Source organism: Actinomadura rifamycini DSM 43936, from assembly GCF_000425065.1.
Classification (GTDB): Bacteria; Actinomycetota; Actinomycetes; order Streptosporangiales; family Streptosporangiaceae; genus Spirillospora; species Spirillospora rifamycini.
The window spans coordinates 89,461-110,199 of the sequence record NZ_AULB01000023.1; the positions used below are offsets into that span (position 1 = coordinate 89,461).

The 20,739-nt window shown below is 74.1% G+C and carries 18 protein-coding genes and 1 riboswitch; of the genes, 8 read left to right on the top strand and 10 right to left on the bottom strand.

Annotated features, from left to right (window positions below):
* Both H505_RS0122295 and H505_RS0122300 read right to left on the bottom strand, forming a co-directional pair.
* A complete protein-coding gene (locus H505_RS0122295; RefSeq protein WP_026403754.1) occupies positions 1-603 on the bottom strand; it encodes a ClpP family protease in 603 nt (200 codons plus the stop codon).
* Positions 600-1,223 carry a ClpP family protease gene (locus H505_RS0122300; RefSeq protein ID WP_026403755.1) on the bottom strand — a complete coding sequence of 208 codons (624 nt, stop codon included), beginning with the start codon at positions 1,221-1,223 and terminating at the stop codon, positions 600-602. The genes H505_RS0122295 and H505_RS0122300 overlap by 4 nt, the downstream gene beginning before the upstream one ends.
* Before the next feature lie 436 nt (positions 1,224-1,659).
* On the opposite strand from H505_RS0122300, the gene H505_RS47940 reads away from it, so the two are divergent.
* Positions 1,660-2,646, top strand: a complete 987-nt coding sequence (locus H505_RS47940; RefSeq protein ID WP_051301033.1) for an NBR1-Ig-like domain-containing protein — start codon at positions 1,660-1,662, stop codon at positions 2,644-2,646.
* A 24-nt stretch (positions 2,647-2,670) separates the two neighbouring features.
* On the opposite strand, the gene H505_RS49155 is transcribed toward H505_RS47940, so the two are convergent.
* The 5 genes from H505_RS49155 to H505_RS0122330 all read right to left on the bottom strand — a co-directional run bounded on the left by H505_RS49155 (position 2,671) and on the right by H505_RS0122330 (position 7,014).
* Positions 2,671-3,615, bottom strand: coding sequence for a peptidase inhibitor family I36 protein (locus H505_RS49155; protein WP_211238532.1), 945 nt, complete (start codon positions 3,613-3,615; stop codon positions 2,671-2,673).
* Positions 3,616-3,643: 28 nt separating this feature from the next.
* Positions 3,644-4,531, bottom strand: coding sequence for a peptidase inhibitor family I36 protein (locus H505_RS0122315; protein ID WP_034519241.1), 888 nt, complete (start codon positions 4,529-4,531; stop codon positions 3,644-3,646).
* 51 nt (positions 4,532-4,582) lie between these two features.
* Entirely contained in the window at positions 4,583-5,434 is an 852-nt protein-coding gene (locus tag H505_RS0122320; protein ID WP_026403757.1) for a hypothetical protein, read from the bottom strand.
* A 187-nt stretch (positions 5,435-5,621) separates the two neighbouring features.
* Positions 5,622-6,185, bottom strand: a complete 564-nt coding sequence (locus tag H505_RS0122325) for a TetR/AcrR family transcriptional regulator (RefSeq protein WP_026403758.1) — start codon at positions 6,183-6,185, stop codon at positions 5,622-5,624.
* Positions 6,178-7,014 (bottom strand): alpha/beta fold hydrolase, encoded by an 837-nt coding sequence (locus H505_RS0122330; RefSeq protein ID WP_026403759.1) that lies wholly within the window; start codon positions 7,012-7,014, stop codon positions 6,178-6,180. Before H505_RS0122330 ends, H505_RS0122325 begins: the two co-directional genes overlap by 8 nt.
* 226 nt (positions 7,015-7,240) lie before the next feature.
* Here H505_RS0122330 and H505_RS0122340 point away from each other — a divergent pair, with 226 nt between their 5' ends.
* The 3 genes from H505_RS0122340 to H505_RS43680 all read left to right on the top strand — a co-directional run bounded on the left by H505_RS0122340 (position 7,241) and on the right by H505_RS43680 (position 11,241).
* On the top strand, positions 7,241-9,124 hold the full coding sequence (locus tag H505_RS0122340) for a Na+/H+ antiporter NhaA (protein WP_026403760.1): 1,884 nt from the start codon (positions 7,241-7,243) through the stop codon (positions 9,122-9,124).
* A 321-nt stretch (positions 9,125-9,445) separates the two neighbouring features.
* Positions 9,446-9,573, top strand: a riboswitch (cyclic di-AMP (ydaO/yuaA leader).
* Between the two features lie 12 nt (positions 9,574-9,585).
* Positions 9,586-10,377 (top strand): CHAP domain-containing protein, encoded by a 792-nt coding sequence (locus tag H505_RS0122345; RefSeq protein ID WP_084550645.1) that lies wholly within the window; start codon positions 9,586-9,588, stop codon positions 10,375-10,377.
* A gap of 159 nt (positions 10,378-10,536) precedes the next feature.
* Positions 10,537-11,241 carry a FadR/GntR family transcriptional regulator gene (locus H505_RS43680; protein WP_034519243.1) on the top strand — a complete coding sequence of 235 codons (705 nt, stop codon included), beginning with the start codon at positions 10,537-10,539 and terminating at the stop codon, positions 11,239-11,241.
* A 37-nt stretch (positions 11,242-11,278) separates the two neighbouring features.
* Here H505_RS43680 and H505_RS0122355 read toward each other — a convergent pair whose 3' ends face one another.
* Positions 11,279-12,670, bottom strand: a complete 1,392-nt coding sequence (locus tag H505_RS0122355; RefSeq protein WP_026403762.1) for a GntP family permease — start codon at positions 12,668-12,670, stop codon at positions 11,279-11,281.
* 148 nt (positions 12,671-12,818) lie between these two features.
* The gene (locus tag H505_RS0122360) at positions 12,819-14,615 is read right to left on the bottom strand and encodes an ABC transporter permease (protein ID WP_026403763.1); all 1,797 of its coding nucleotides are present in this window, start codon (positions 14,613-14,615) and stop codon (positions 12,819-12,821) included.
* Positions 14,616-14,826: 211 nt separating this feature from the next.
* Between H505_RS0122360 and H505_RS50000 the strand changes: the two genes are divergently transcribed.
* Both H505_RS50000 and H505_RS0122370 read left to right on the top strand, forming a co-directional pair.
* Positions 14,827-15,030, top strand: a complete 204-nt coding sequence (locus tag H505_RS50000; protein WP_157433087.1) for a hypothetical protein — start codon at positions 14,827-14,829, stop codon at positions 15,028-15,030.
* 71 nt (positions 15,031-15,101) lie between these two features.
* On the top strand, positions 15,102-15,296 hold the full coding sequence (locus H505_RS0122370; protein WP_026403764.1) for a CsbD family protein: 195 nt from the start codon (positions 15,102-15,104) through the stop codon (positions 15,294-15,296).
* A 55-nt stretch (positions 15,297-15,351) separates the two neighbouring features.
* Here H505_RS0122370 and H505_RS0122375 read toward each other — a convergent pair whose 3' ends face one another.
* Complete coding sequence (locus H505_RS0122375) at positions 15,352-18,960, bottom strand: indolepyruvate ferredoxin oxidoreductase family protein (RefSeq protein WP_281173479.1); 3,609 nt, start codon at positions 18,958-18,960, stop codon at positions 15,352-15,354.
* Between the two features lie 30 nt (positions 18,961-18,990).
* On the opposite strand from H505_RS0122375, the gene H505_RS0122380 reads away from it, so the two are divergent.
* Together H505_RS0122380 and H505_RS0122385 are read left to right on the top strand one after the other, a co-directional pair.
* The gene (locus H505_RS0122380) at positions 18,991-19,491 is read left to right on the top strand and encodes an Lrp/AsnC family transcriptional regulator (RefSeq protein WP_034519246.1); all 501 of its coding nucleotides are present in this window, start codon (positions 18,991-18,993) and stop codon (positions 19,489-19,491) included.
* Between the two features lie 92 nt (positions 19,492-19,583).
* On the top strand, positions 19,584-20,651 hold the full coding sequence (locus H505_RS0122385) for a hypothetical protein (protein WP_026403767.1): 1,068 nt from the start codon (positions 19,584-19,586) through the stop codon (positions 20,649-20,651).
* The last annotated feature ends 88 nt before the right edge of the window (positions 20,652-20,739 follow it).

Consider the following 20,739-nt stretch of genomic DNA (forward strand, 5'->3'; position numbering starts at 1 on the left):
CTACACCGGGAGGGGCCTGCGCTCCTCGAGCACGTGGTCGAGGAGGCCGTAGCCCAGCGCGGCCTCCGCGGTGAACACGCGGTCGCGGTCGGTGTCGGCCCGCAGCGTCGCGGTGTCCTGGCCGGTGTGCCGGGACAGGATGCGCTCGATCTCCGCGCGCACCCGCACCACCTCGTCCGCCTGGAGGATGAGGTCCGGGATCGCCCCGCGCCCCTGCCCCATCGGCTGGTGCAGGACGACCCGGGTGTGCGGCAGCGCGGCGCGCTTGCCGGGGGCGCCCGCGGCGAGGAGCACGGCGCCGACGGCGACCGCCTGCCCCACGCACGTCGTCGCCACCTGCGGGCGGATGTAGCGGAGCGTGTCGTACACGGCGAGCATCGCGCTCGGGTCGCCGCCCTCGCAGTTGATGTAGAGCTGGATGTCGCTTTCGGGGCTGTCGGCCTCCAGGTACAGCAGCTGCGCGACGAGCGCGTTCGCGACGCCCGCGTCGATGGCGGTGCCGAGATAGATGATCCGCTCCGTCAGCAGGTGCGAGTAGACGTCCATGATGCGCTCGCCGCGGGAGTCCCGCGCGATGACGTTCGGGATCGTGTAGGTGCTCATCGGGCGCCTCCTTCCGGGCGGAGCCCGGCGGGCCGGCGGCCGGCCGGCGCGATCTCCTCGAAGTCGCCGACGACGGCGTCGACGAACCCGTACGCCAGCGCCTCCCGCGCCGTGTACCAGCGGTCGTGCAGCGAGTCCTCGAAGACCCGCTCGATGGGCTGGCCGGTGTCCTCGGCGATGAGCCCGAGGACCGTGTCGCGGGTGTGGCGCAGGTCGCCGGCCTGCAACTCGATGTCGACGGCGGCGCCGGCGATCCCGGCGGAGCCCTGGTGCATCAGCACGCGGGCGTGCGGCATCGCGCGGCGCTTGCCGCGGGTTCCGGACGACAGCAGGAACTGGCCCGCGCTGTAGGCGATGCCGAGCACCAGCGTGGACACGTCGCACGGGACGAGCCGCATCACGTCGCGGATCGCGAGCATCGACGGCACCGACCCGCCGGGGGAGTGGATCCACAGCGCGATGTCGGACTTCGCGTCCTCCCGCGCCAGCGTGATCAGCTGGGTGGCCAGCAGCGTGCCGTTGTCGTCGTCCAGGGGGCCGTCGAGGACGAGGACGCGCTGCCCGTAGAGCTCGTTGCGGACGCGTTCGTTGAACAACGGGATTTTCTGTTCCTCGCTCATGCCCTTCACTGTGCGGCGGCGCGGGCACCGCGCCCACCCCGATCCGCCCACGGCGGATCTGCTCTCAGCAGCGCGGCCGCGGCTCCGCTCCACTCGGTCTCATTTCCGTCCCATTTCGACAGACCCCTTCCCTTTCGCCGACAATGCCGGTCGGGTGCCGGCGTCTCGCCGCCGGGACGTCCATGACCTGCGCGTTCTTTCCGGCCACCGATCCTTCACGCGCGGGAAACCGTTCTGCCTTGTCCCGGACCCCGCAGTTACCGATCCGGGCTTGAGTGATCACCATGGGCGCTGTTAGCTTCACCCGGTGGACGACAAGCGTGCACAGGCGGCGATCGCGGATTTCGCGAGGGCTCTGCGCGAGTTGCGCAACTCGGTCGGCAATCCGCCTTTCCGGGAGATGTCGGGCCGGTCAGGGGCCATCTCCCATACGACGTTGCACGAAGCCACGAAGGGGAACAAACTCCCGAGCTGGGGCACCACCGCCGAGTTCGTCAAGGCGTGCGGCGGCGACCCGGCCGAGTACCGCGACCGCTGGGAGACCGCGAACCGGACGGTCCGGTCCGCGCCCGCGAAGGGCGCCGCGGCCTCCGCGGACGCCCCGGCCGCCGAAGCCGTCCGGGACGCGGACACCGCCCGAGAGGCGGACGTCCCGCACGACGCCCAAGCGGTGCGGGACGCGGACGCCGTGCGGGGCGCGGACGCCGTGCGGGACGCGGACGCGCCGCGAACGCCCCCGCCGCCGCCCGGCGAGACCGCGGGCGGGGCGGGCGACGGCGTGCGGGCCGTCCCGGTGGCCGGGCGGCGGGGACGCCTCCGGCCGAGCCGCGCCGCCGCCGCGGCGCTCGCCACCGCGGCCGTCGGGATGGGCACGGTGGCGCTCGTCGTGGTCGTCGTCAACCGCGGTTCCGCCGCGGACGGGAACGGTCCGGGGGCGTCCGGCGCCCGGCCGGCGAAGGCCGCGCCGTCCCCGACCGACTGCCCGGTGCGCACCACCAACCCGCCGCCGGCCCCGCCCCTGCGCACGGGGGACGCGGCCACGTTCATCACGGACGTCACGCTGCCCGACTGCACGCGCGTCGGCGCCCGCAGGACCGTGGCGAAGGTGTGGCGGATCAAGAACAGCGGGAGCGTGCCGTGGGAGGGGTATTCGCTGCGCCGCCTCGACCTGCCGCAGCGCGCCGACCAATGCCAGACCATCTCCGACGTGCCGATCGACGACACGGGGCCCGGTGAAATGGTCGACATCCGGGTCGACATCACGACCCCCAAGAAGCCGGGTTTATGTTACGTGCGCTTCAAGATGGTGGACTCCGCCGGAAAAGTGGTGTTTCCCGGGAGTCGGCCGGTCAACTTCCAGGTCATCGTCCAGGGGCCCCGGTTCCCCGTCGTGGACGACACGACGGGGAACCGGGGCCCGTGATCGGCGGATCAGGGAATCGGGGGATCAGGAAAGAACGATCCCGCTGTAGTAGGCCTTGAGGATCCTGGAGTGGCTCCAGCCCGCGTTGGCCTTGTCACGGGAGCCGTACTGCGACATCCAGTCGCCGGTGACCCAGGCGCCGCAGGCCGTCGTCGTGGAGCAGTAGTGCGCCTGGAGGATCTTCCCGCTCCGGGTCATCCGGGTGTTCCACGTCGCGTCCACCGCGGCGCTCGTCGACGCCTTCGCCGAGCCCGGCTTGTACACCTGGCTGGACGTGCTGTCGTAGACGTCGAAGCACTGGCCGCTCGGCGTCTTGCGCGTCGAGTGCAGCGCCCAGTACCAGCCGAAGTGCTTGACCGCCATCGCCCCGGCCCGCAGGGACTCCGTCGGCCAGCTCGTGATCCACTCGTTGGGCAGGACGTTCTTGACGTACGTCTTGAAGTCGACCCGGTCCACCCGGTTCAGCGACACCCGGTACACCAGGATCGTCGTGGGCAGTTTGGTGTGCGTCCCGTCGGTCTTGCATCCGGTCGGCGGGGTCGAGCCCAGGAACGCGTGCGAGGCGTTCTGGTTCTTGAGGGTGGCGTTCAGGTTGCCCTTGGTTCCGGGCTTGAAGTCCTGGTAGGCGCCGCCGTAGTTGCTGTTGTAGTAGACCCGGACCGTCTTGCCGCTGCGGTTCCAGGCGGACGCGGCCTCGTTCTTGATGCACTGGCCCTTGCCGTTGCCCGTGCCCTTGAAGTCGTAGCAGGAGGGCTGCTCGGTGCCGTAGTCGGCGAGCGAGCCGGTGAAGTCCGACACCGATCCCGCGTTGTTGCTGTTGAAGTAGTAGCAGAACTCGCCGCTCTCGCAGACGCCGTTGCGGGCCGCCGCCGACGCGGTGGTCGCCGGGACGAGGACCGCCCCGCCGAGCAGCACCGCGGCGGCCGCCGCGACGAGCCTCGGGACGAGCCGTCCGGTTCGTGTCGACACAGTCGTCATCCTCTTCCGCCGGGCCGCGTTATCGGACGTTGTAGCCCTGCGAGCGCCAGAACGAGTTCGGGTTCGGGTTGTCGAGGACCGGGTCGCCGACGCTCTTCGCCGCGTGCGTCTGCCGTCCCGGACGCATCTCGACGTGCGTGTGGGCGCCCGAGCTGGACGACACCCCGCGCCACGCCTCGTCCGCGATGACCTGGCCGCGGCTGATCGAGTCGCCCACGCTCACCCCGGACCGCGGCGCCGTGTGCAGGTAGATCACCGTTTTGTTGAGCGAGGAGTTGTAGACGGAGACGGTGGAGAGCCCGCCGCTGCCGTTGGCCCCGCGCGCGACGTAGATGACCTTGCCGCTCGTCAGGGCGTATACGTTCGAGCCGATGCCGCGGGCGAAGTCGATGCCCTCGTGCCGGCCGGGCGTGCTCTCGTAGCCGTCGAAGGCGGCGGTGATCCGGCCGCCGCTCGCCTTGTACAGCGCGTACGACATGTTCGTCCGCGCCGACGGCGAGAACTCGTGCGAGGCGTTGTTGTTCTTGAGGGTGGCGTTCAGGTTGCCCTTGGCGCCCGCCTTGAAGTCCTGGTAGGCGCCCCCGTAGTTGCTGTTGTAGTAGACCCGGACGGTCTTGGTGCTGCGGTTCCACACCGAGGCGGCCTCGTTCTTGATGCACAGGCCCTTGCCGTTGCCGGCGCCCTTGAAGTCGTAGCAGGAGGGCTGCTCGGTGCCGTAGTTGGCGAGCGAGCCGGTGAAGTCCGACACCGACCCCGCGTTGTTGCTGTTGTAGTAGTAACAGAACTCGCCGCTCTCGCACACGCCGTTGCGGGCGGCCGCCGAGGCGGGCGCCGCGAGGGCGGACGCCGCGCCGCCGAGCGCGATCGCGGCGGTGGACAGGGTGAGGATCCTGGTGAACGTGCTCATGCTGGTCTCCTTCTGTTCGCGGAACTGCGACTGCGGAACGGGTGGGCGGGGTCAGCGGCGGCGGTACTCCTCCCAGGTGCGGATGGTCACCTTCGGGCCGTCGTCGGGGCCGCGGGCGGCGAGCCCGTCCAGGCCGAGGTAGTAGTCGCCCACCTGGTGCTGGGCCTGGCTGGAGAGGTCGGTGTCGCTGATGGCGGCGGCGTGGATGTGCCACGGCCAGTCGCCCTGCCGCGGGCTGCGCACCCAGGCCGCGAAGCCGACCCGGCGCAGCGCGCGGGCGGCCGCGGTGCGGTCGGCGGGCGTCATCCCCGCGACCGAGAGGTCGACGACGCCGCCGCCGTCGTGCGTGCCCGCGGACGTGGGGTCGCCGCCGGGGTTGTAGGAGCCCTGCTCGATGACGAACGCGCGGCCGAACAGCCGCTCCGCCTCGGCGAGCATGCTCCGCGTCCGCGTGTTGAGGACGACGCCGCCGTCGGACACCCGGTCGCCCGGCGTGAGGGTGCGGGTGACCCGGAAGCGGTCGGTGCCGAGCTTGGTGAGCGACGTCTTCCCCGGCAGGCCGTTGGCGTCGAGGCCGGTGTAGCCGAGCGACTTCTGGTACTTCGCGTACGCGGCGATCGTCGTGGTGCCGAAGTACCCGTCGACCCAGCGCGGGTCGAGCAGGTCCCGGTCTTGCAGCGCCTGCTCGACGAGCAGCACGCTCGCCTCGGCGCCGGGCGTCCGGGTGTCGTCGGCCCTGCGCGGGTCGATCTGGGCCGCCTTGACGGTGGCCTCCATGTCGACGCTCGGCAGGGCGGCGGCCCGCGCGGCGGGCGTCCCGTGCGTCGCGAGCGGAAGGGCGAGCAGCCCGGCCGCGGCGAGCGCGGCGGCGGCGATGGCGGACGGTGTGAAGGGCAGCTTCATCGGTTCCCCTGGATGCGGGAGCTGGGGGCGAAGCCCATGGCGGAACCACCGTCACCGACCGCTCGCCGATCCACAAGAAGATCGTTGTTGTCAGCTTGTCCGCATTGCCCTTCCGTACAGCCGCGCGCGCCGTCTGACAGCGGAAACCCCTGTCAGGGCGGGGATCGACGCCGCGGCGCGGACGCTGTCAGAGGTCGCGCAGGCCGCGGTCGGCGAAGTCGATCAGCCATTCGAAGCTCTCGTCGACGTCGGCGCTCCACTGGAAGCCGCCTCCCGACTGGAGCGTGGCGAAGCCGTGGAAGAGGCTGCGGAGCAGCCGCAGGGCGTGGTCCACGTCGGCCTCCCGGACCTCGTAGCCGCGCAGGACCGCCATGAACGCGCCGAGCAGCTTCGCGCCCGCGGCGGCCAGCGGGTCGTCCGGGCCGGACGGCTCCACGCCGATCGTCGCCGCGTACCGGCCGGGGTGCTCGACGACGAACGCGCGGAACGCGCGCGCGGCGGCGGCGAGGGCGTCGCGGCCCGCGTAGCCCCGGACCGCGTCGCCGACGGCGTCGGCCGCCTCGGTCAGCGCCAGCGCCGCGATGCGCCGGTTGAGGTCCTCCTGGCCGTCCACGTGCTTGTACAGGGACGGCGTCCGCACGCCGACCCGCGCGGCGACCAGGCTCATCGTCAGGCCGCCGAAGCCGACCTCGTCGGCGAGGGCCGCGCCCGCCGCGACGACGGCCGCCGCGTCCAGCCCGGCCCTAGGCACGGGCGTCCGCCTCGCGGAGGAAGTCGAGCACCAGCGCGGCCGTCTGGTCGGGGAACTGGTCGTGGGGGTAGTGCCCGGCGCCCTCGATCATCTCGAGCCGGCCGAGGCCGGACGGGAGGGCCGCCACGATCGCCTCTCCTTCGGCGCGCGGGTCCGCCCAGTCGGGGTCGAGGGTGCCCATCACCACGAGGACCGGGCCGCGGACGCCGCCGAGGTGCTCGCCCGCGTCGGTCGGGGCGCTGCGTCCCATGCGCTGCATGGCCTTCATCCGGCCCGGCTCGCGCATCAGGGCGTCGATGCGGCGGATCCGCTCGTCCCAGTCGTCCGGCTTGGTGCCCGGGTAGGCGACGTCGAGGTAGGAGCGCCACAGCGGCAGGCTGCCGAGGGCGCCGGCGCCGAGCAGCCGCAGCATGCCGCGCCGGAACCGCTTGACCCGCAGGTCGCCGGGCCGGACGGACTGCTTGCGGGTGAACGGCGCCAGCTCGACGACGGCGGTCATCAGCTCGGGCTCCAGCGCGGCGGCGATGGTGGCGGCGCCGCCGGAGACCGAGTGGCCGACGAGGACGGCCGGGCCGCCCAGGTGGCGGATCAGGGCGAGCAGGTCGCCGGCGATGGCGGTGCGGCTCCAGTCGGACCAGTCGACGCTGGACTCGCCGCAGCCGCGCAGGTCGACCGCGGCGACCCGGTGGCCGGCCGCCACCAGGGCCGGGATCATCGCGCGGTACGCGGCGCGGCTGTCGCCCATGCCGTGGGCGAGGACGATCAGCGGGCCGGAACCCGTCACGTCGTAGGCGATCGTGCCGCCGCCGACGGCGAGGTACTCGGTCATGGCGCCTCCTTGGCTAAGAGCGTTAGCTAAAAGCTAATGTCATTCGCCAACGGTGTCAACATCCGGCGGGTCATGTTCGGCGGGTCATGTTCGGCGGGGATGCGGGAAGGGGTCCACGCGGTGATCGCCGCGGGGACCCGGCGGCGGACGGACGGGCGCGGCGGCGCCCGGAAGGGGGACATGCTCATGGCGGACCGTGCGCCGAGCGGCGGTTGAGCGTCCGGCCATGGCGCGCGGATCCGGCGACTACACGGGGCGGACGCAGTGCGGCGGCGCCGCCCGCACCCCGCTGCGCGACTTCCTGCGCACGGAGACCGGGAGCGCGGCCGTCCTGGTCGCGGCGGCCGCCGCCGCGCTCGTGTGGGCCAACGCGGCGCCCGCGGCGTACGAGGCGTTCTGGGGGACGCACCTGTCCGTCCGGCTCGGCGCGTACGGGATCTCGCTCGACCTGACCGAATGGGTCAACAGCGGGCTCATGACCCTGTTCTTCTTCGTGGTCGGGCTGGAGGCCCGCCGCGAGTTCGACCTGGGGGAGCTGCGCGAGCGCAGAAGGCTGACCCTGCCGCTCGCCGCCGGGCTCACCAGCATGGCCGTGCCGATCGCCCTCTACCTCGCGATCAACGCGGGGCACGGCACGGAGGGCGGGTGGGGCGTGGCGATGTCCACCGACACCGCGTTCGCCCTCGGCCTGCTGGCCGTCGTCGGCCGCCGCCTGCCGCCGGGCCTGCGGGTGTTCATCCTCACGATGAGCGTCGTCGACGACTTCCTGGCCCTCGGCGTCATCGCCGTCGCCTACGGCGACCGCCTCTCCGTGCCCGCGCTCGCCGCCGCCGCCGTCACGTTCGCCGTCATCCTGGGCGTGCGGCGCCTCGGCGTGCGGCGGGGCACGGTCTACGCGCCGCTGGGCGTGGTCATGTGGGCGGCGCTCCTCGAGTCGGGCATCGACCCGATCGTGACCGGGCTGGTCATGGGGCTGCTCACCTACGCCTACCCGGCGCAGCGCGCCGACCTGGAGCGGGCCAGCGGGCTGTTCCGGCTGTTCCGCGAGCAGCCCACCCCCGAACTCGAACGGGACGTGCGCGCCCGCATCGCGTCGGCGATCTCCCCGAACGACCGCCTCCAGCGCCTGTACCACCCGTGGACGAGCTACGTGATCGTCCCGGTGTTCGCGCTGGCCAACGCCGGGATCCACGTCGGCGGCGGCGAGCTCGCGCGGGCCTTCACGTCGCCGGTGACCCTCGGCGTCCTCATCGGGTACGCCGTCGGCAAGCCGCTCGGCGTCGTCGCCGCGGCCGCGCTGACCACCGCCGCGTCCCGCGGGCGGGTCCGGATCCCGGTCGGCTGGGGGGCGCTGACCGCCGGCGGCACGCTGTCCGCGGCAGGGTTCACGGTCTCCCTCCTCATCGCGACGCACGCCTTCGAGGGCGAGGTGCTGGACGACGCGAAGATCGGCGTCCTGAGCACCCTCGCGGCCGCGTTCCTGACGTCCCGGCTCGTCACCGCCGTCCTCGCCGCCCTGCCGCCCGGGCTGCGGCTCCGGGCGCTGCTGGGGCGGGCGGAGGCGATCGTCGACCTGGCCGTGCCCGTCGACCCCGACCGCGACCACGTGCGCGGGCCGCGGCACGCCCCGGTGACGATCGTCGAGTACGGCGACTACGAGTGCCCGTACTGCGGCCGCGCCGAACCGGTCGTCCGCGGGCTCCTCGCGGACTTCGGGGACGAGGTCCGGTACGTCTGGCGGCACCTGCCGCTGACCGACGTCCACCTCCACGCCCAGCTCGCCGCCGAGGCCGCGGAGGCCGCCGCGCGCCAGGGCCGCTTCTGGGAGATGCACGACGCGCTGCTCGCCGACCAGGGCGACCTGCAAGCCGACGACCTGCGCGGGCACGCGACCCGCGTCGGCCTGGACCTCGCGCGTTTCGCCCGGGACATGGACGCCCGCGCCGGGGCCGCGCACGTCGCCGCGGACATCGAGTCGGCCGACCTCAGCACCGTCGCGGGCACGCCCACCTTCTTCGTCAACGGGCGGCGGCACCACGGCGCCTACGACATCGCGAGCCTGTCCGCCGCGATCCGCGCCGCCCGCGAGCGCGCCGCCCTTGCGGACTGACGGGCAAAGATCGGGAAGAACATCCCGCGGGTGGGTGTTGGTAAGTCCTTGGAAGGCACTTGACCAGGGAAAAGATCGCTTTTGATTTGGTTTGCTTTCCCGGGGATGGTTGGTACCTTCGACCTGAACCACGCGGCACTTCGAGTGCCGCGGTCGGCCGTGCCAGGGATGCGGCCGTCGTCGCGGAGCGGATCACGCACGCGACGCGCGCCAGGAACGCGCGCCCTCCGGGAGCGGTCGCTCACCGGAGCCCGAGAGCAGTCGCTCAGCGAAATCCGACAATCCAGCGCCGCATCGCGGCGCGCAGGCCGAGTCCGCACGAGGCCCTGAGGGCCGAGCGGAGCCGGGGACCCGAGTACCAGGGGTGAATCGGCGCGTCCCGAGCGCGCCGTAGGGCTCTTCCATGCCCGAATCCGTCAGCTAACCCGGTAGGCGCCATGGGAGACAAGGAGATTCCCTGCATGACCGGTCGTTTCGATCGACTTAGCGAGTCCGTGAAGCGCTTCAACCCGCAGGCCGCCGTGAAGCGGCTGAGCCCGGAGGAGCGGGCCGTCGGCGTCGCCGTCGGCGCGGTGCTGGCCGGGACCGTCGGGCTGACGGCCCTCCACCCCCTCGGCGGGGCCGACGCGGCCACCGAGGCGCACGGCGCGGCCGGCGGCGGTGCCGTCGCGGCGGCGCAGAACTCCGGGAAGACGGAGGCGTCGGGCGCGATGACCGCGGCCGAGGCGAAGGCCGAGGGCTGGAAGGTCCCGCCGCGCGCCGTCGCGGCGTCCGAGGTGATCGACCTGGCCCAGGAGCAGGTCGGCATCGAGGAGGAGGGGCCCGGCGACATGACCAAGTTCCACGACTGGTACGTCTCGACGCCGCACGCCGAGGCGACCGCGGCCCGCGACGGCGGCTTCTCGGTCGACGCCTACAAGGGCGCCCAGTGGTGCGACATGTTCGTGTCCTGGCTCGGCTCGCAGACCGGCGTCAAGAACATGGGCTGGGACGCCTACACCGTCCAGCACGCGAGCTGGTTCAAGGACCAGGACCGCTGGGGCCAGGAGGCCAAGCCCGGCGCGGTCGTCTTCTACGACTGGGGCGCGGGTTCGGGCGGCTCCATCGGCGCCATCGACCACGTCGGCATCGTCGAGAAGGACAACGGCGACGGCACCATCGACACCATCGAGGGCAACGTCGACAACTCCGTCCAGGAGAAGACCCGCGACAAGGGCCAGGTCGTCGGCTACGGCTACCCCGACTACGCCTGATCCCCTTACGCGCCTGATCCAACACGCGCCCGATCCAACGCGCGCCCGATCCAACGCGCGTCCCGAAGGCGCCCGGCATCCCCGCCGGGCGCCTTCGGCGTCTCCGGACGGGCGCCCGGGCGCCGGGCCGCCGGACCGCCCGCGGGTACGCTGGCGGGCATGCCGACCCTGCACGAGGAGGTCCTCGCCAAGCTCGGACCGCTGATCGTCTCGGGGGCGCTGGAGCCGGGGGCGAAGGTCAACCTGGAGTGGGTGCAGCAGGAGTTCGGCGTCTCCCGGACGGTCGCCCGGGAGGCCGTGCAGGTGCTCGCGTCGATGCGGCTCGTAGCCAGCCGCCGCCGGACCGGCGTCACGGTACTGCCGGCGGACGAGTGGGACTCCTACGACCGCGCCGTGATCAGGTGGCGGCTCGGCGGGCCGGACCGGGACGTCCACCTGCACCAGCTCTCGGAGCTGCGCACCGCGATCGAGCCGCCCGCCGCCGCGCTGGCCGCCCGGCACGCGGACGTCCGGCAGCGCGGCCGGATCACCGAGCTGGGGGCGGCGCTGGAGACGGCGGGCGCGGCCGGCGACCTGGCCGCGTTCCTCGAGCACGACATCGCCTACCACCGGCTGCTGCTGGAGGCGTCGGGGAACGTGATGTTCGCCGGTCTCGCGCACGTCGTGGAGGAAGTGCTGCGCGGCCGCACGCTGCACCGGCTGATGCCGCCGCGGCCCAAGCCGGAGGCGCTCCGCCTCCACCTGGTGGTGGCCGAGGCCGTCGCGGGCCGCGAGTCCGAGGTCGCGCGGGCCGCGATGACGGCGATCTGCGTCGAGGTCGCCGACGAGATGGGCCGGCTGGGCGGGAACGGCGCCCGCTCCTGACCGGGCGCCGTCCTGACCGGCGCCGGCCCCGCCGACCCTAGACGACCAGCCAGAGGACCGAGGCGATCGCGAACACCGACAGGCCGAGCGTCGTCTCCAGGACGGTCCAGGTCTTGAGCGTGGTCTTCTCGTCCATCCCGAACAGGCGGCTGACCAGCCAGAAGCCCGAGTCGTTCACGTGCGACAGGACGGTGGCGCCCGCCGCGATGGCGGCCACGAGCAGGACCAGCTTGACGTCGCCGAGATCGGCGTCGGCGACCGCGCCCGCGATCAGCCCGCCGGTCGTGGTCAGCGCGACGGTCGCCGAGCCCTGCGCGACGCGCAGCAGCGCCGCGATGACGAACGCCTGCAGGATCAGCGAGATGCCGAGGTCGGACAGGCTCTCGCTCAGCGCGTCGCCGATGCCGCTGAGCTCCAGCACCCCGCCGAACATGCCGCCCGCGCCGGTGATCAGGATGATGGCGCACACCGGCCCGAGCGCCTGGTCGACGATCCCGCTGACGGTGGCCATCGACGCGTTGGGGCGGCCGAGCAGCAGGATCGCGGCGAGCACCGTGGTCAGCAGGGCCACCGGGGTGATGCCGAGCAGGCTGAGATAGCCGACCCACGCCTGGTCCCCGTCGAGGACGTCGGTGTCGACCAGCGTCGTGAGCACCGTGTTGAAGGAGATCAGCACCAGCGGGATGAGCAGCAGGGCGAGGACCGTGCCGAAGGACGGCGCCCGCCACCCGGCCCCCTCGGCCTTGTCGCCGTCCCGCACCTCGCCGAAGATGACGTCCGGCAACGGTACGTGCACCCTGGCGCCGAGGAAGCGGGACACCAGCATCACGCCGACGTACCACGCGGTCACCGCGATGGGGATGCCGATGAGCAGCGTGAGCCCGACGTTGGCGCCGATCAGGTTCGCCGCCGCGACGGGACCCGGATGGGGCGGGACGACCGCGTGCATCGCGGCGAACGCGCCCGCCGCGGGCAGCGCGTAGTACAGCACGGACCCGCCGAAGCGCCGCGCCACGGTGAGGATGATCGGGACGAAGACGACGAGCCCGGCGTCGAAGAAGATCGGGAACCCGAACAGCAGCGACGCGACGCCCAGCGCGAGCGGGGCGCGCTTCTCGCCGAACCGGCCGATGAGCGTGTCGGCGAGCGTCTGCGCGCCGCCGGTGACCTCCAGCAGCCGGCCGAGCATGACGCCGAACGCCACCAGCAGGGCGACGCCGCCGATCGTGTCGGCGAACCCGAACATCAGCACGTCCGGGATGTCGCCGGGCTCGAATCCGACGGCGACGGCCGTCAGCACGCTCACCAGCACCAGGGCCACGAAGGCGTGCAGCTTCACCTTCATGATCAGGAAGAGCAGCACCGCCACGGCGCCCGCCGCGATCAGCAGCAGCGTGACGGTGCCGTACTGCGGCTCGATCGCTTCCACGGCGCCTCCGTCCGTCCGGCCCGTCGGTCATCGGGTGCGTACGCTCACGATGCCGCAAAGGTATGACCTTTACAAGGCTCTGGTCCGCCCCGCGTTCGGGCCGGGCTACCGGCCCTTTTACCCACGAAAGCGCGAGGGATCGCCGCGTTCAGCCCGCTTCCGGGGCGAGGGTCCGGGCGACGGACCGGCGGGCCGCGAGGCGGGCGGGGACGGCGGTGAGCGCCGCCGTCACGGGCAGGGCGGCGAGCGCGGCGGCGAGCAGCAGCCACGCGGGCGGCCACACCGTGTTCCCCGCGCTGAACGGCAGGCACAGGGCGAGGCCCAGGGGGATGCCCGCGAGGGCGCCGGGCAGCGTCGGCAGCAGTTGCGCGGCGGACAGCCCGGCGGTGACCTGCGCGGGGGTGGCGCCGAAGGCGCGCGCGACGGCCATCGTCGGCCGGGCGTCCTGCGCCGTCGTCCAGGTGACCGCGACGGTGTTGACGGCGGCGAGGACGATCAGCGCGAGGGTGACGGCCAGGATGACGTGGCGCTCCTGGGCGTCCCGCAGCGCGGTCGCCATCGCCGAGCCCGGGTAGCCCTTCGTCGGCTGGGCGTAGATCACCAGCAGGCCGATGACCGTGGTCATCGTGCAGGCGGTGTTGCAGGCGTGCAGGAAGGCGCGGCCGGGGCGGCGGGCGACCAGCCGCAGCCCGAGCAGCAGCGGGGTCGGCAGCAGCGCCGACACCCGCGTCAGGCGGGCCCGGTGCGCGGGCGGCCGGGGGCCGTCGGCGAGGGCGGCGGCGGTGCCGGCGCGCAGCGCCCGCACGGTCGGGCCGAGCGTGGTCAGCACGGCCACCGCCAGGGCGAGGACGGTCGTGACCGCCGCGGTGTCCGCGGACGGCCCGACGGCGGTGGTGATCAGGCTGCCGCTGGGGTTCACCACGGCGCGCCCGGCCAGCCGCGCGGCGAGCAGGCCGAGGACGTTCGCGACGAGCGCCAGGGCGAGGTACTCGGCGAACAGGACGGCGGCGACGAGGCCGGGCGTGCCGCCGACCGCCTTGAGCAGCCCGACCCGGCGGGTCTGCCGCACGGCGCGTCCCGCGGCGAGCGTGGCGACGCCGCCGACGGCGAGGAAGGCGAGCAGCCAGCTCCCGACGGCCAGGATCGGCTTGCTGCCCCGCAGGATGACCTCGTCCTGCTCGGCGATCATCTGCCAGGGCGTGAAGTTCACCCAGGTGTCCGCGAACGCCGGGGCGAGCGCGGGGTCGTCCCGGGTCAGCTCCGCGGCCGCGCCGGGATCCTTCAGCTTCAGGTAGGTGAAGGAGGTGACCGGGACGTCGCCGGACGACGCCAGCGCGCGGGTGTCCGGTTCGGCCAGCCAGACCAGGCCGCCGCCGTCGCTCGGGCCGCCGTTCGGGCCGATCCCCGGTGCCCACGGGTAGACCGAGCGGGCCGCGGTCACCGCGATGCCGACGACGGGCAGCGTGCGCCCGGCGACCGTGACGTCGTCGCCGACGCGGACGTCCAGCGCGGCGGCGAAACCGCGTTCGAGCACGGCCCCGCCGGGCCGTACCCAGCCGCCCGAGGTCACCAGCGGGCGGTCGACCGGGCCCGGCGCCCCCGCGACGGCCTGCACCACCGCCGCGCCCGTGGCGCCGCCCGCCGTGAGCGACGTGTGGTACTGGCGGTGCGGGCCGCTGTGCGCGACGACCCCGGGCGCGTCCGCCAGGGACTCCAGCGCCCGGACGGTCTCCGGGTCGGTGCCGGGCGAGTACGCGGCGACGTCCGGTCCGGCCGTGGCGGCCCGGGTGTGCTCGTAGAGCCGCTCGGTCGCGCCCTGCATCGACATGCCGAGGCTCAGCATCGCGGTGGCGGCGGTGATCGAGACGACCAGGACGGCGGCCTGGGCGGGGTGCCGGCGCACGTCGGCCAGGACGAGGCGGAAGACGAGCAGGAAGCGGCCCACGGCGTTCGATCTCCTATGCCTAACGGTTAGCTAATTGATAGCGGTCCGCCGAGACGAGTGTCAAAGCCGGAGGCCCACCAGGCGCACGCCGGGCGCAGCCGCCGCACCGGCCCGACCGCCTCGGCCCCGGCGGCGGGACGTGAGCACCGCCACGCATGGAACGCCCGGTATCGGGGACATTGTCGCCCGTACGGCGTGGAGGGAGACGAACGTGGCACTGCTGGACGGCCTGCGGCGAAGGATGGCGAAACGGTCCGGGGCGGGGCCCCGCGCGGAGCGCAGGGTGCCGACCTTCCGGGAGATGGACGCGCGGATGCGGACCGAGCGCGCGGAGGCCCGGCTCATGGCGACCGAAGCCAGGATCCACCACGAGGCGGAGCTGTTCCGCCGCGGCGGGCGGCGCCGCACCGGCTGACGGCCGGCCGCGGACGGCCCCGACCGTCCACCCGTACCGGCCGACGACGGACCCCCGGAGAGGACAGTCCCATGGGCATGCTCGACAAGCTCAAGAACCGGACCCAGCGCGCCAAGGGCCGCGCGAAGGAGAACGCGGGACGCGGGTCGCGCGACCCCTACTTGGAGGCGGAGGGCCGCAAGGACCGCACCGCGGGCGGCGCCAAGCAGGTCGCCGAGAAGGCGAAGGACGCGGTCCGCGAGGTCGGCCGCACCACCCGCCGCTGACCGCGCCCGCGCACACCGACGCCCCCGCCGCGCGGCGGGGGCGTCGGCGCGCCGGTCAGCGGGCGACCGGGGAGCGTTCCGTGCGCCACGCCGCCAGCAGCTCGCGGAGGCGCTCCTCGTAGCGGGCGATGTTCGCCGTCTTGACGTCCTCGTAGCCGCGGACCATGTCGGGCAGCTCCGCGATCTCGGCGGCGAGGTCGCGCCGCTCCGGGGACGCGCCGTCGCGGAGGCCCGCGACCAGCTCGTTGACGACGGCCACGTAGCCGGTGACGAGGCGGCGCTCCGCGCGGCGCTGCGCGGCGGCGCCGAACGGGTCGAGCGGGGTGCCGCGCAGCCGCCGCATCGCGCGCAGCGCGCGGAACGCCGGGCGCGCCGACCGGCCGAGCGCGATCTTCCGGTCCAGCCCCACCGCCCGCAGCAGCGGCGGGTGCAGCATGTACCGGACCTCGGCGCCCGCGCCGAACCGCTCCTCGACCTGCCGGGCCAGCTCCGGGTCGAGGTGCAGGCGCGCCACCTCGTACTCGTCCTTGTAGGCCATCAGCTTGTACAGGTTCCGCGCGACGGCGACCGCGAGCCGCTGCCCGTCCGCGCCGGAGGCCCGCTCGGCGGCGGCGACGCGCAGCACGGCGGCCAGGTACCGCTCGGCGAGCGCGAGGTCCTGGTAGGCGGCGAGGTCCGGCACCCGGATCCGCAGGACGCGGGCCAGCTCGCCGTCCGCCCCGGACGCGTCGACCAGGCGCTCGGCGGCGGGCGCGGTGCGGTCCAGCGGGCGCCGCACCGGCGCGGGGGACGGCGCCGCGGGCGCGTCCGCCCAGCCCGGTTCGAGGACGAGCCGCCGCCCCGCGCGGAACGCCTGCACGTTCGCGTCCACCTGGACGCCGTTGAGCGCGAGCGCCCGCTCGATCGCGTCCGCCGACAGCGGCAGCAGTCCCGCCTGGTAGGCGGCGCCGACCACGACGAAGTTCGCGGTGGTCGTCGCGCCGAACCAGCGCTCGGCGAGCGCGAGCGCGTCGAACGCGACCAGGCGGCCGGCGTCCGTGCGGTCCGCGATCCGCCGGACGAGCGCGGCGCTCGGCGGCAGCGCCGCCGACGTGTCGGTGATCATCCGGCCGGTCGGGACCTCGCTGGTCGACACGACCGCGGCGGTGCGGTCCGGCGCGCAGCGGCGCAGGTTCGCGTCGGACGTCCCGGCCAGCGCGTCGAACACCAGGTAGGCGTCCGCGCCGCCCGCGCCGACCATGCCGGGGCGGTCGCGCCCGCCGTCCCCGATCCGCAGGTGCGACACGACCGCGCCGGCCTTCTGGCTGAGCCCGGTCTGGTCGAGCGCGCGGGCGTGCCGCCCGTCGAGCAGCGCGGCCGTCGCGAGGACCTGGTTGACGGTCACGACGCCGGTCCCGCCGATGCCGACCAGCAGGACGTCCGCCGCCGCAGGGCGCGACTCCGGCTCGGCGAGCGCCCCGATCTCCGGCAGCCGGGGCCGCGCGGCCTTCGCCTCGCCCGGGACGACCGCCAGGAACGACGGGCAGTCCCCGTCGACGCACGAGTAGTCCTTGTTGCAGGACGTCTGGTCGATCTGCGTCTTGCGCCCGAACTCGGTCTCGACGGGCGCGACGCTCAGGCAGTTCGACTTCACGCCGCAGTCGCCGCAGCCCTCGCAGACCGACTCGTTGATCAGCACGCGGGTCCGCGGGTCGGGCACGAGGCCCCGCTTGCGCTTGCGCCGCGTCTCCGCCGCGCACGCCTGGTCGTACAGCAGCACGGTCACGCCGGGCGTCGCGCGCAGCTCGCGCTGGACGGCGTCCAGGTCGTCGCGGTGCCGGACGCGGACGCCCGGCGCCCAGTCCGTCCCGCGCGGGTACCGGGACGGGTCGTCCGCCACCACGACGATCTTCGCGACGCCCTCGGCGTGCAGCATCCGGGTGATCGCCGCCGGGTCGGCGCCGCCGTCGGCGTCCTGCCCGCCGGTCATCGCCACGGCCGCGTTGTAGAGGATCTTGTAGGTGATGTTCGTGCCCGCCGCGACCGCCTGCCGGATCGCGAGGCCGCCCGAGTGGAAGAACGTCCCGTCGCCGAGGTTCTGGAACAGGTGCTCGGTGTCGCTGAACGGCGCCGCGCCGACCCACATCGCGCCCTCGCCGCCCATCTGCGTCGTCCCGATGCTGCGGTCGGTGAACACCGTCATCACGTGGCAGCCGATGCCGCTCGCGGCGATCGACCCGTCCGGGACGACCGTCGACCGGTTGTGCGGGCAGCCCGAGCAGAAGTACGGCGTCCGCGCGGCCCCGAGCAGGGTGATCGCGGGCTTGCCGGGCCGCAGCACGGGGTCGCGCAGGTCGACGTGCTCCGCGCCGATCCGGTCGGCGAGGTACCGGGCCAGCGCCTTGACGATCCGGTCCGCGTCGAGCCCGCCGTCGACCGGGACGAGCGTCCCGTCCGGCCCGGACCCGGGGACGCGCGGCGCCGACTCGCCGTACGCGGACGGCCCGCGCTTGCCGTACACGGCGGGGCGGTCCGCCGCGTCGTACAGGACGTCCCGGATCTGCGTCTCGATGAACGCCCGCTTCTCCTCCACCACGACGATCTCGCGGAGCCCCCGCGCGAACTCCCGCACCCGGTCGGCGTCCAGCGGGTGGACCAGGGCGAGCCGCAGCAGCCGGACGCCGCGCCGCTCCAGCGCCGCGTCGTCCAGCCCGAGCCGGTCGAGGGCCTCCCGCAGCTCCAGGTAGGTGCGTCCGGCGGCCACCAGCCCGATCGCCGCGTCGCCGGTCGCGCCCTCGATCCGGTCGAGGCCGTTCGCCGCGGCGTACGCGGTCGCGGCCCGCAGCCGCCCCTCCAGCACCTCCGGCTCCAGGGCGACGGTGTCCTTCAGGTCGACGCCGGGCCGCCGCGTCGGCCGCCACGGGCGCCCCCGCCACGCGAACTCGGGCAGCACCGGGTCGGGCAGCGGCGCGACGTCCACCACCTCGTGCGAGTCGGCGACGTCCGTGACGACCTTGAACCCCGTCCAGGCGCCGCTGAACCGCGACATCTCGAACCCGTGCCGGCCGAGCCGCAGCACGTCCCCGACCGACGCCGGGACGAGCACCGGCATGAACGCCTCGGCGAGCGCGCCCTCCGTCGCCGACGGCAGCGTGGACGACTTGCACGACGGGTCGTCGCCCACCACCGCGAGCACCCCGCCGCGCGCGGACGTCCCGAGCCAGTTCGCGTGCTTGAAGGCGTCCAGCGACCGGTCCACGCCCGGCGCCTTGCCGTACCAGAGGCCGAAGACGCCCTCGTAGCGCGGGCCGGGCAGGTGCTCGGCGAGCTGCGAGCCGTAGACGGCCGTCGCCGCCAGCTCCTCGTTCACGCCGGGCACGAACCGGATGCCGTCCGCCTCCAGCAGCGCCGCGTCCCGCACGAGCTGCTGGTCGAGCCCGCCGAGCGGCGAGCCGCGGTACCCGGAGACGAACCCCGCGGTCGTCCAGCCGCGCCGGGCGTCCGCGCGGCGCTGGTCGAGCAGCAGCCGGACGAGCGCGTGGACCCCGCCGATCGCGATCCGGCCCCGGTCGAGTTCCAGCCGGTCGCGGAGCGGGGAAGCGATGGTGTTCATGCCTGCATTAGCGCTCTGCGGTGAGCGTATTGCAATATGGCCGGACGATAGTTGAGCAGATTGCTCAAACATGGGCCGGACGAACCGTGGAGGCTGAGCGCTGTGACCCGTACCACCCTGCTCGACCTGCAGATCCTGCGGCGGCTCGTCGAGCAGCCGCGGATCGGGGTCACCGAGCTGGCCGCGAAGCTCGGCATCGCCCGCAACACCGCGCACGCCCGCGTCGAGCGCCTCGAACGGGAGGGCGTCATCGGGCACCGCGGCCGGGAGGTCGACCTCGGCGCGCTCGGCTTCGAGCTGACCGCGTTCGTCACCCTGGAGGTCGCGCAGGGGCGGCTGCGCGAGGCGGCGGCGGGGCTGGCGGCGATCCCGCGCGTCCTGGAGGTCCTCGGCATCACCGGCCAGGGCGACCTGCTGGTGCGCGCGGTCGCCCCGAACGGCAAGCAGCTCCACGAGGTGATCGACGCGATCCTCGCCTGCCCGGGCGTCCGGCGCAGCACCACCTCGATCGTCCTCACCGACCAGGTCCCGTTCCGCGTCGGCCCCCTGCTGGAGGACGAGGAGAAGCGGGCCCGCGCCGCGGACCGGAAGCCGCGCGCGTAGCGGCCGCCGCGCCGACCGGTCCCGGACGGGCGGCGCGGGGAATTTCCCAGTAAACACTGGCATCTTTTTGGCGGGCGCCGCATGATGGCCGCATGAGAGCACTCCCCGTCCGGCTCGCCGTCGCCGCCGCCGCAGTCGTCGCCCTGACCCCCGCCGCCGCCGTCCACGCGGAGCCCGCACCGGCCGCGCTGCGCGACGTCCCGCTTCCGTTCCTGTGGCCCCGGGCGGGGGTGACCGGCGTCGCCGCCGTCTCCGACACCGAGGCGTGGATCTCCGGCCGGCAGGGGCGGACGGGCGACGGCACCGGCAATCCGGTGGTGCGCCGCCGCGCGGGCGCGCAGTGGAAGGAGTACCCGCTCGAAGGCTGGTCCGGGAGCGGCGCCGTCTGGCAGGTCGTCGCGCACGGCGGCGAGGTCTGGGCCTGGGGCGTCCAGGACGACGAGGACCTCTACCTCGCGCGGTTCGACGGCACCGCGTTCCGGCCGGTCGCCCCGCCACCCGGCGTCGCCTACGCCCACGGCACCCGCATGTGGGCGGGACCGGCCGGGGTGTGGATCCAGGTCGACGTGTCCGGCGGCCCGGACGGCGGGCAGCTCGTCCCCGCGCTGTTCCGCCGCGTCGGCGGCGCCTGGGCGGCCGACCCCGTCGCCCGCCCCCTGCAGGACGGGCTGGCGGACGTCCAGGCCCGCGGCGCCACCGAGGCGTGGGGCGGCGGCTGCCGCTACGACGCCGCCGCCGGACGGCCCGAACCGGTCGTCCTGCGCTGGGACGGCGCCGCCTGGACCGCGCTGCCCCCGCTCCCCACCGACCGGTGCGTTGAGAGCGTCGCGCCCGCCGCCGGCGGCACGGTGTGGGCGCTCACCTGGGACGCCCTGTACCGCTGGGACGGCGCGGCGTGGACCGCGGCCCCCGCCGCCGACGCCTTCGACGGTTACGGCGAGAAGGTGCGGCTGGACGGCGACGGCAACCCCCTCGTGGTCCTCTCTCGCGCGAGCATCTACGGCCCCGCGCCGCTCCTGCGCTACGCGGACGGCACCTGGCAGACGTTCACCACCCCGGTCGAGACGTGGGTGGACGACGTCTCCGTCGCGCCGAGCGGACGGATCTGGGCGACGGGAAGCACGGTCATCAACTCGCCGCTGGTGCTCACCGCGCCATGAGAGGCGCCCCGCCCGCCGCGCGAAAGTACCTAAGCACGTCAGATTCCCCGCACGCCCCGCCTCCCTAGCGTGGTCATCACCAAGAGAG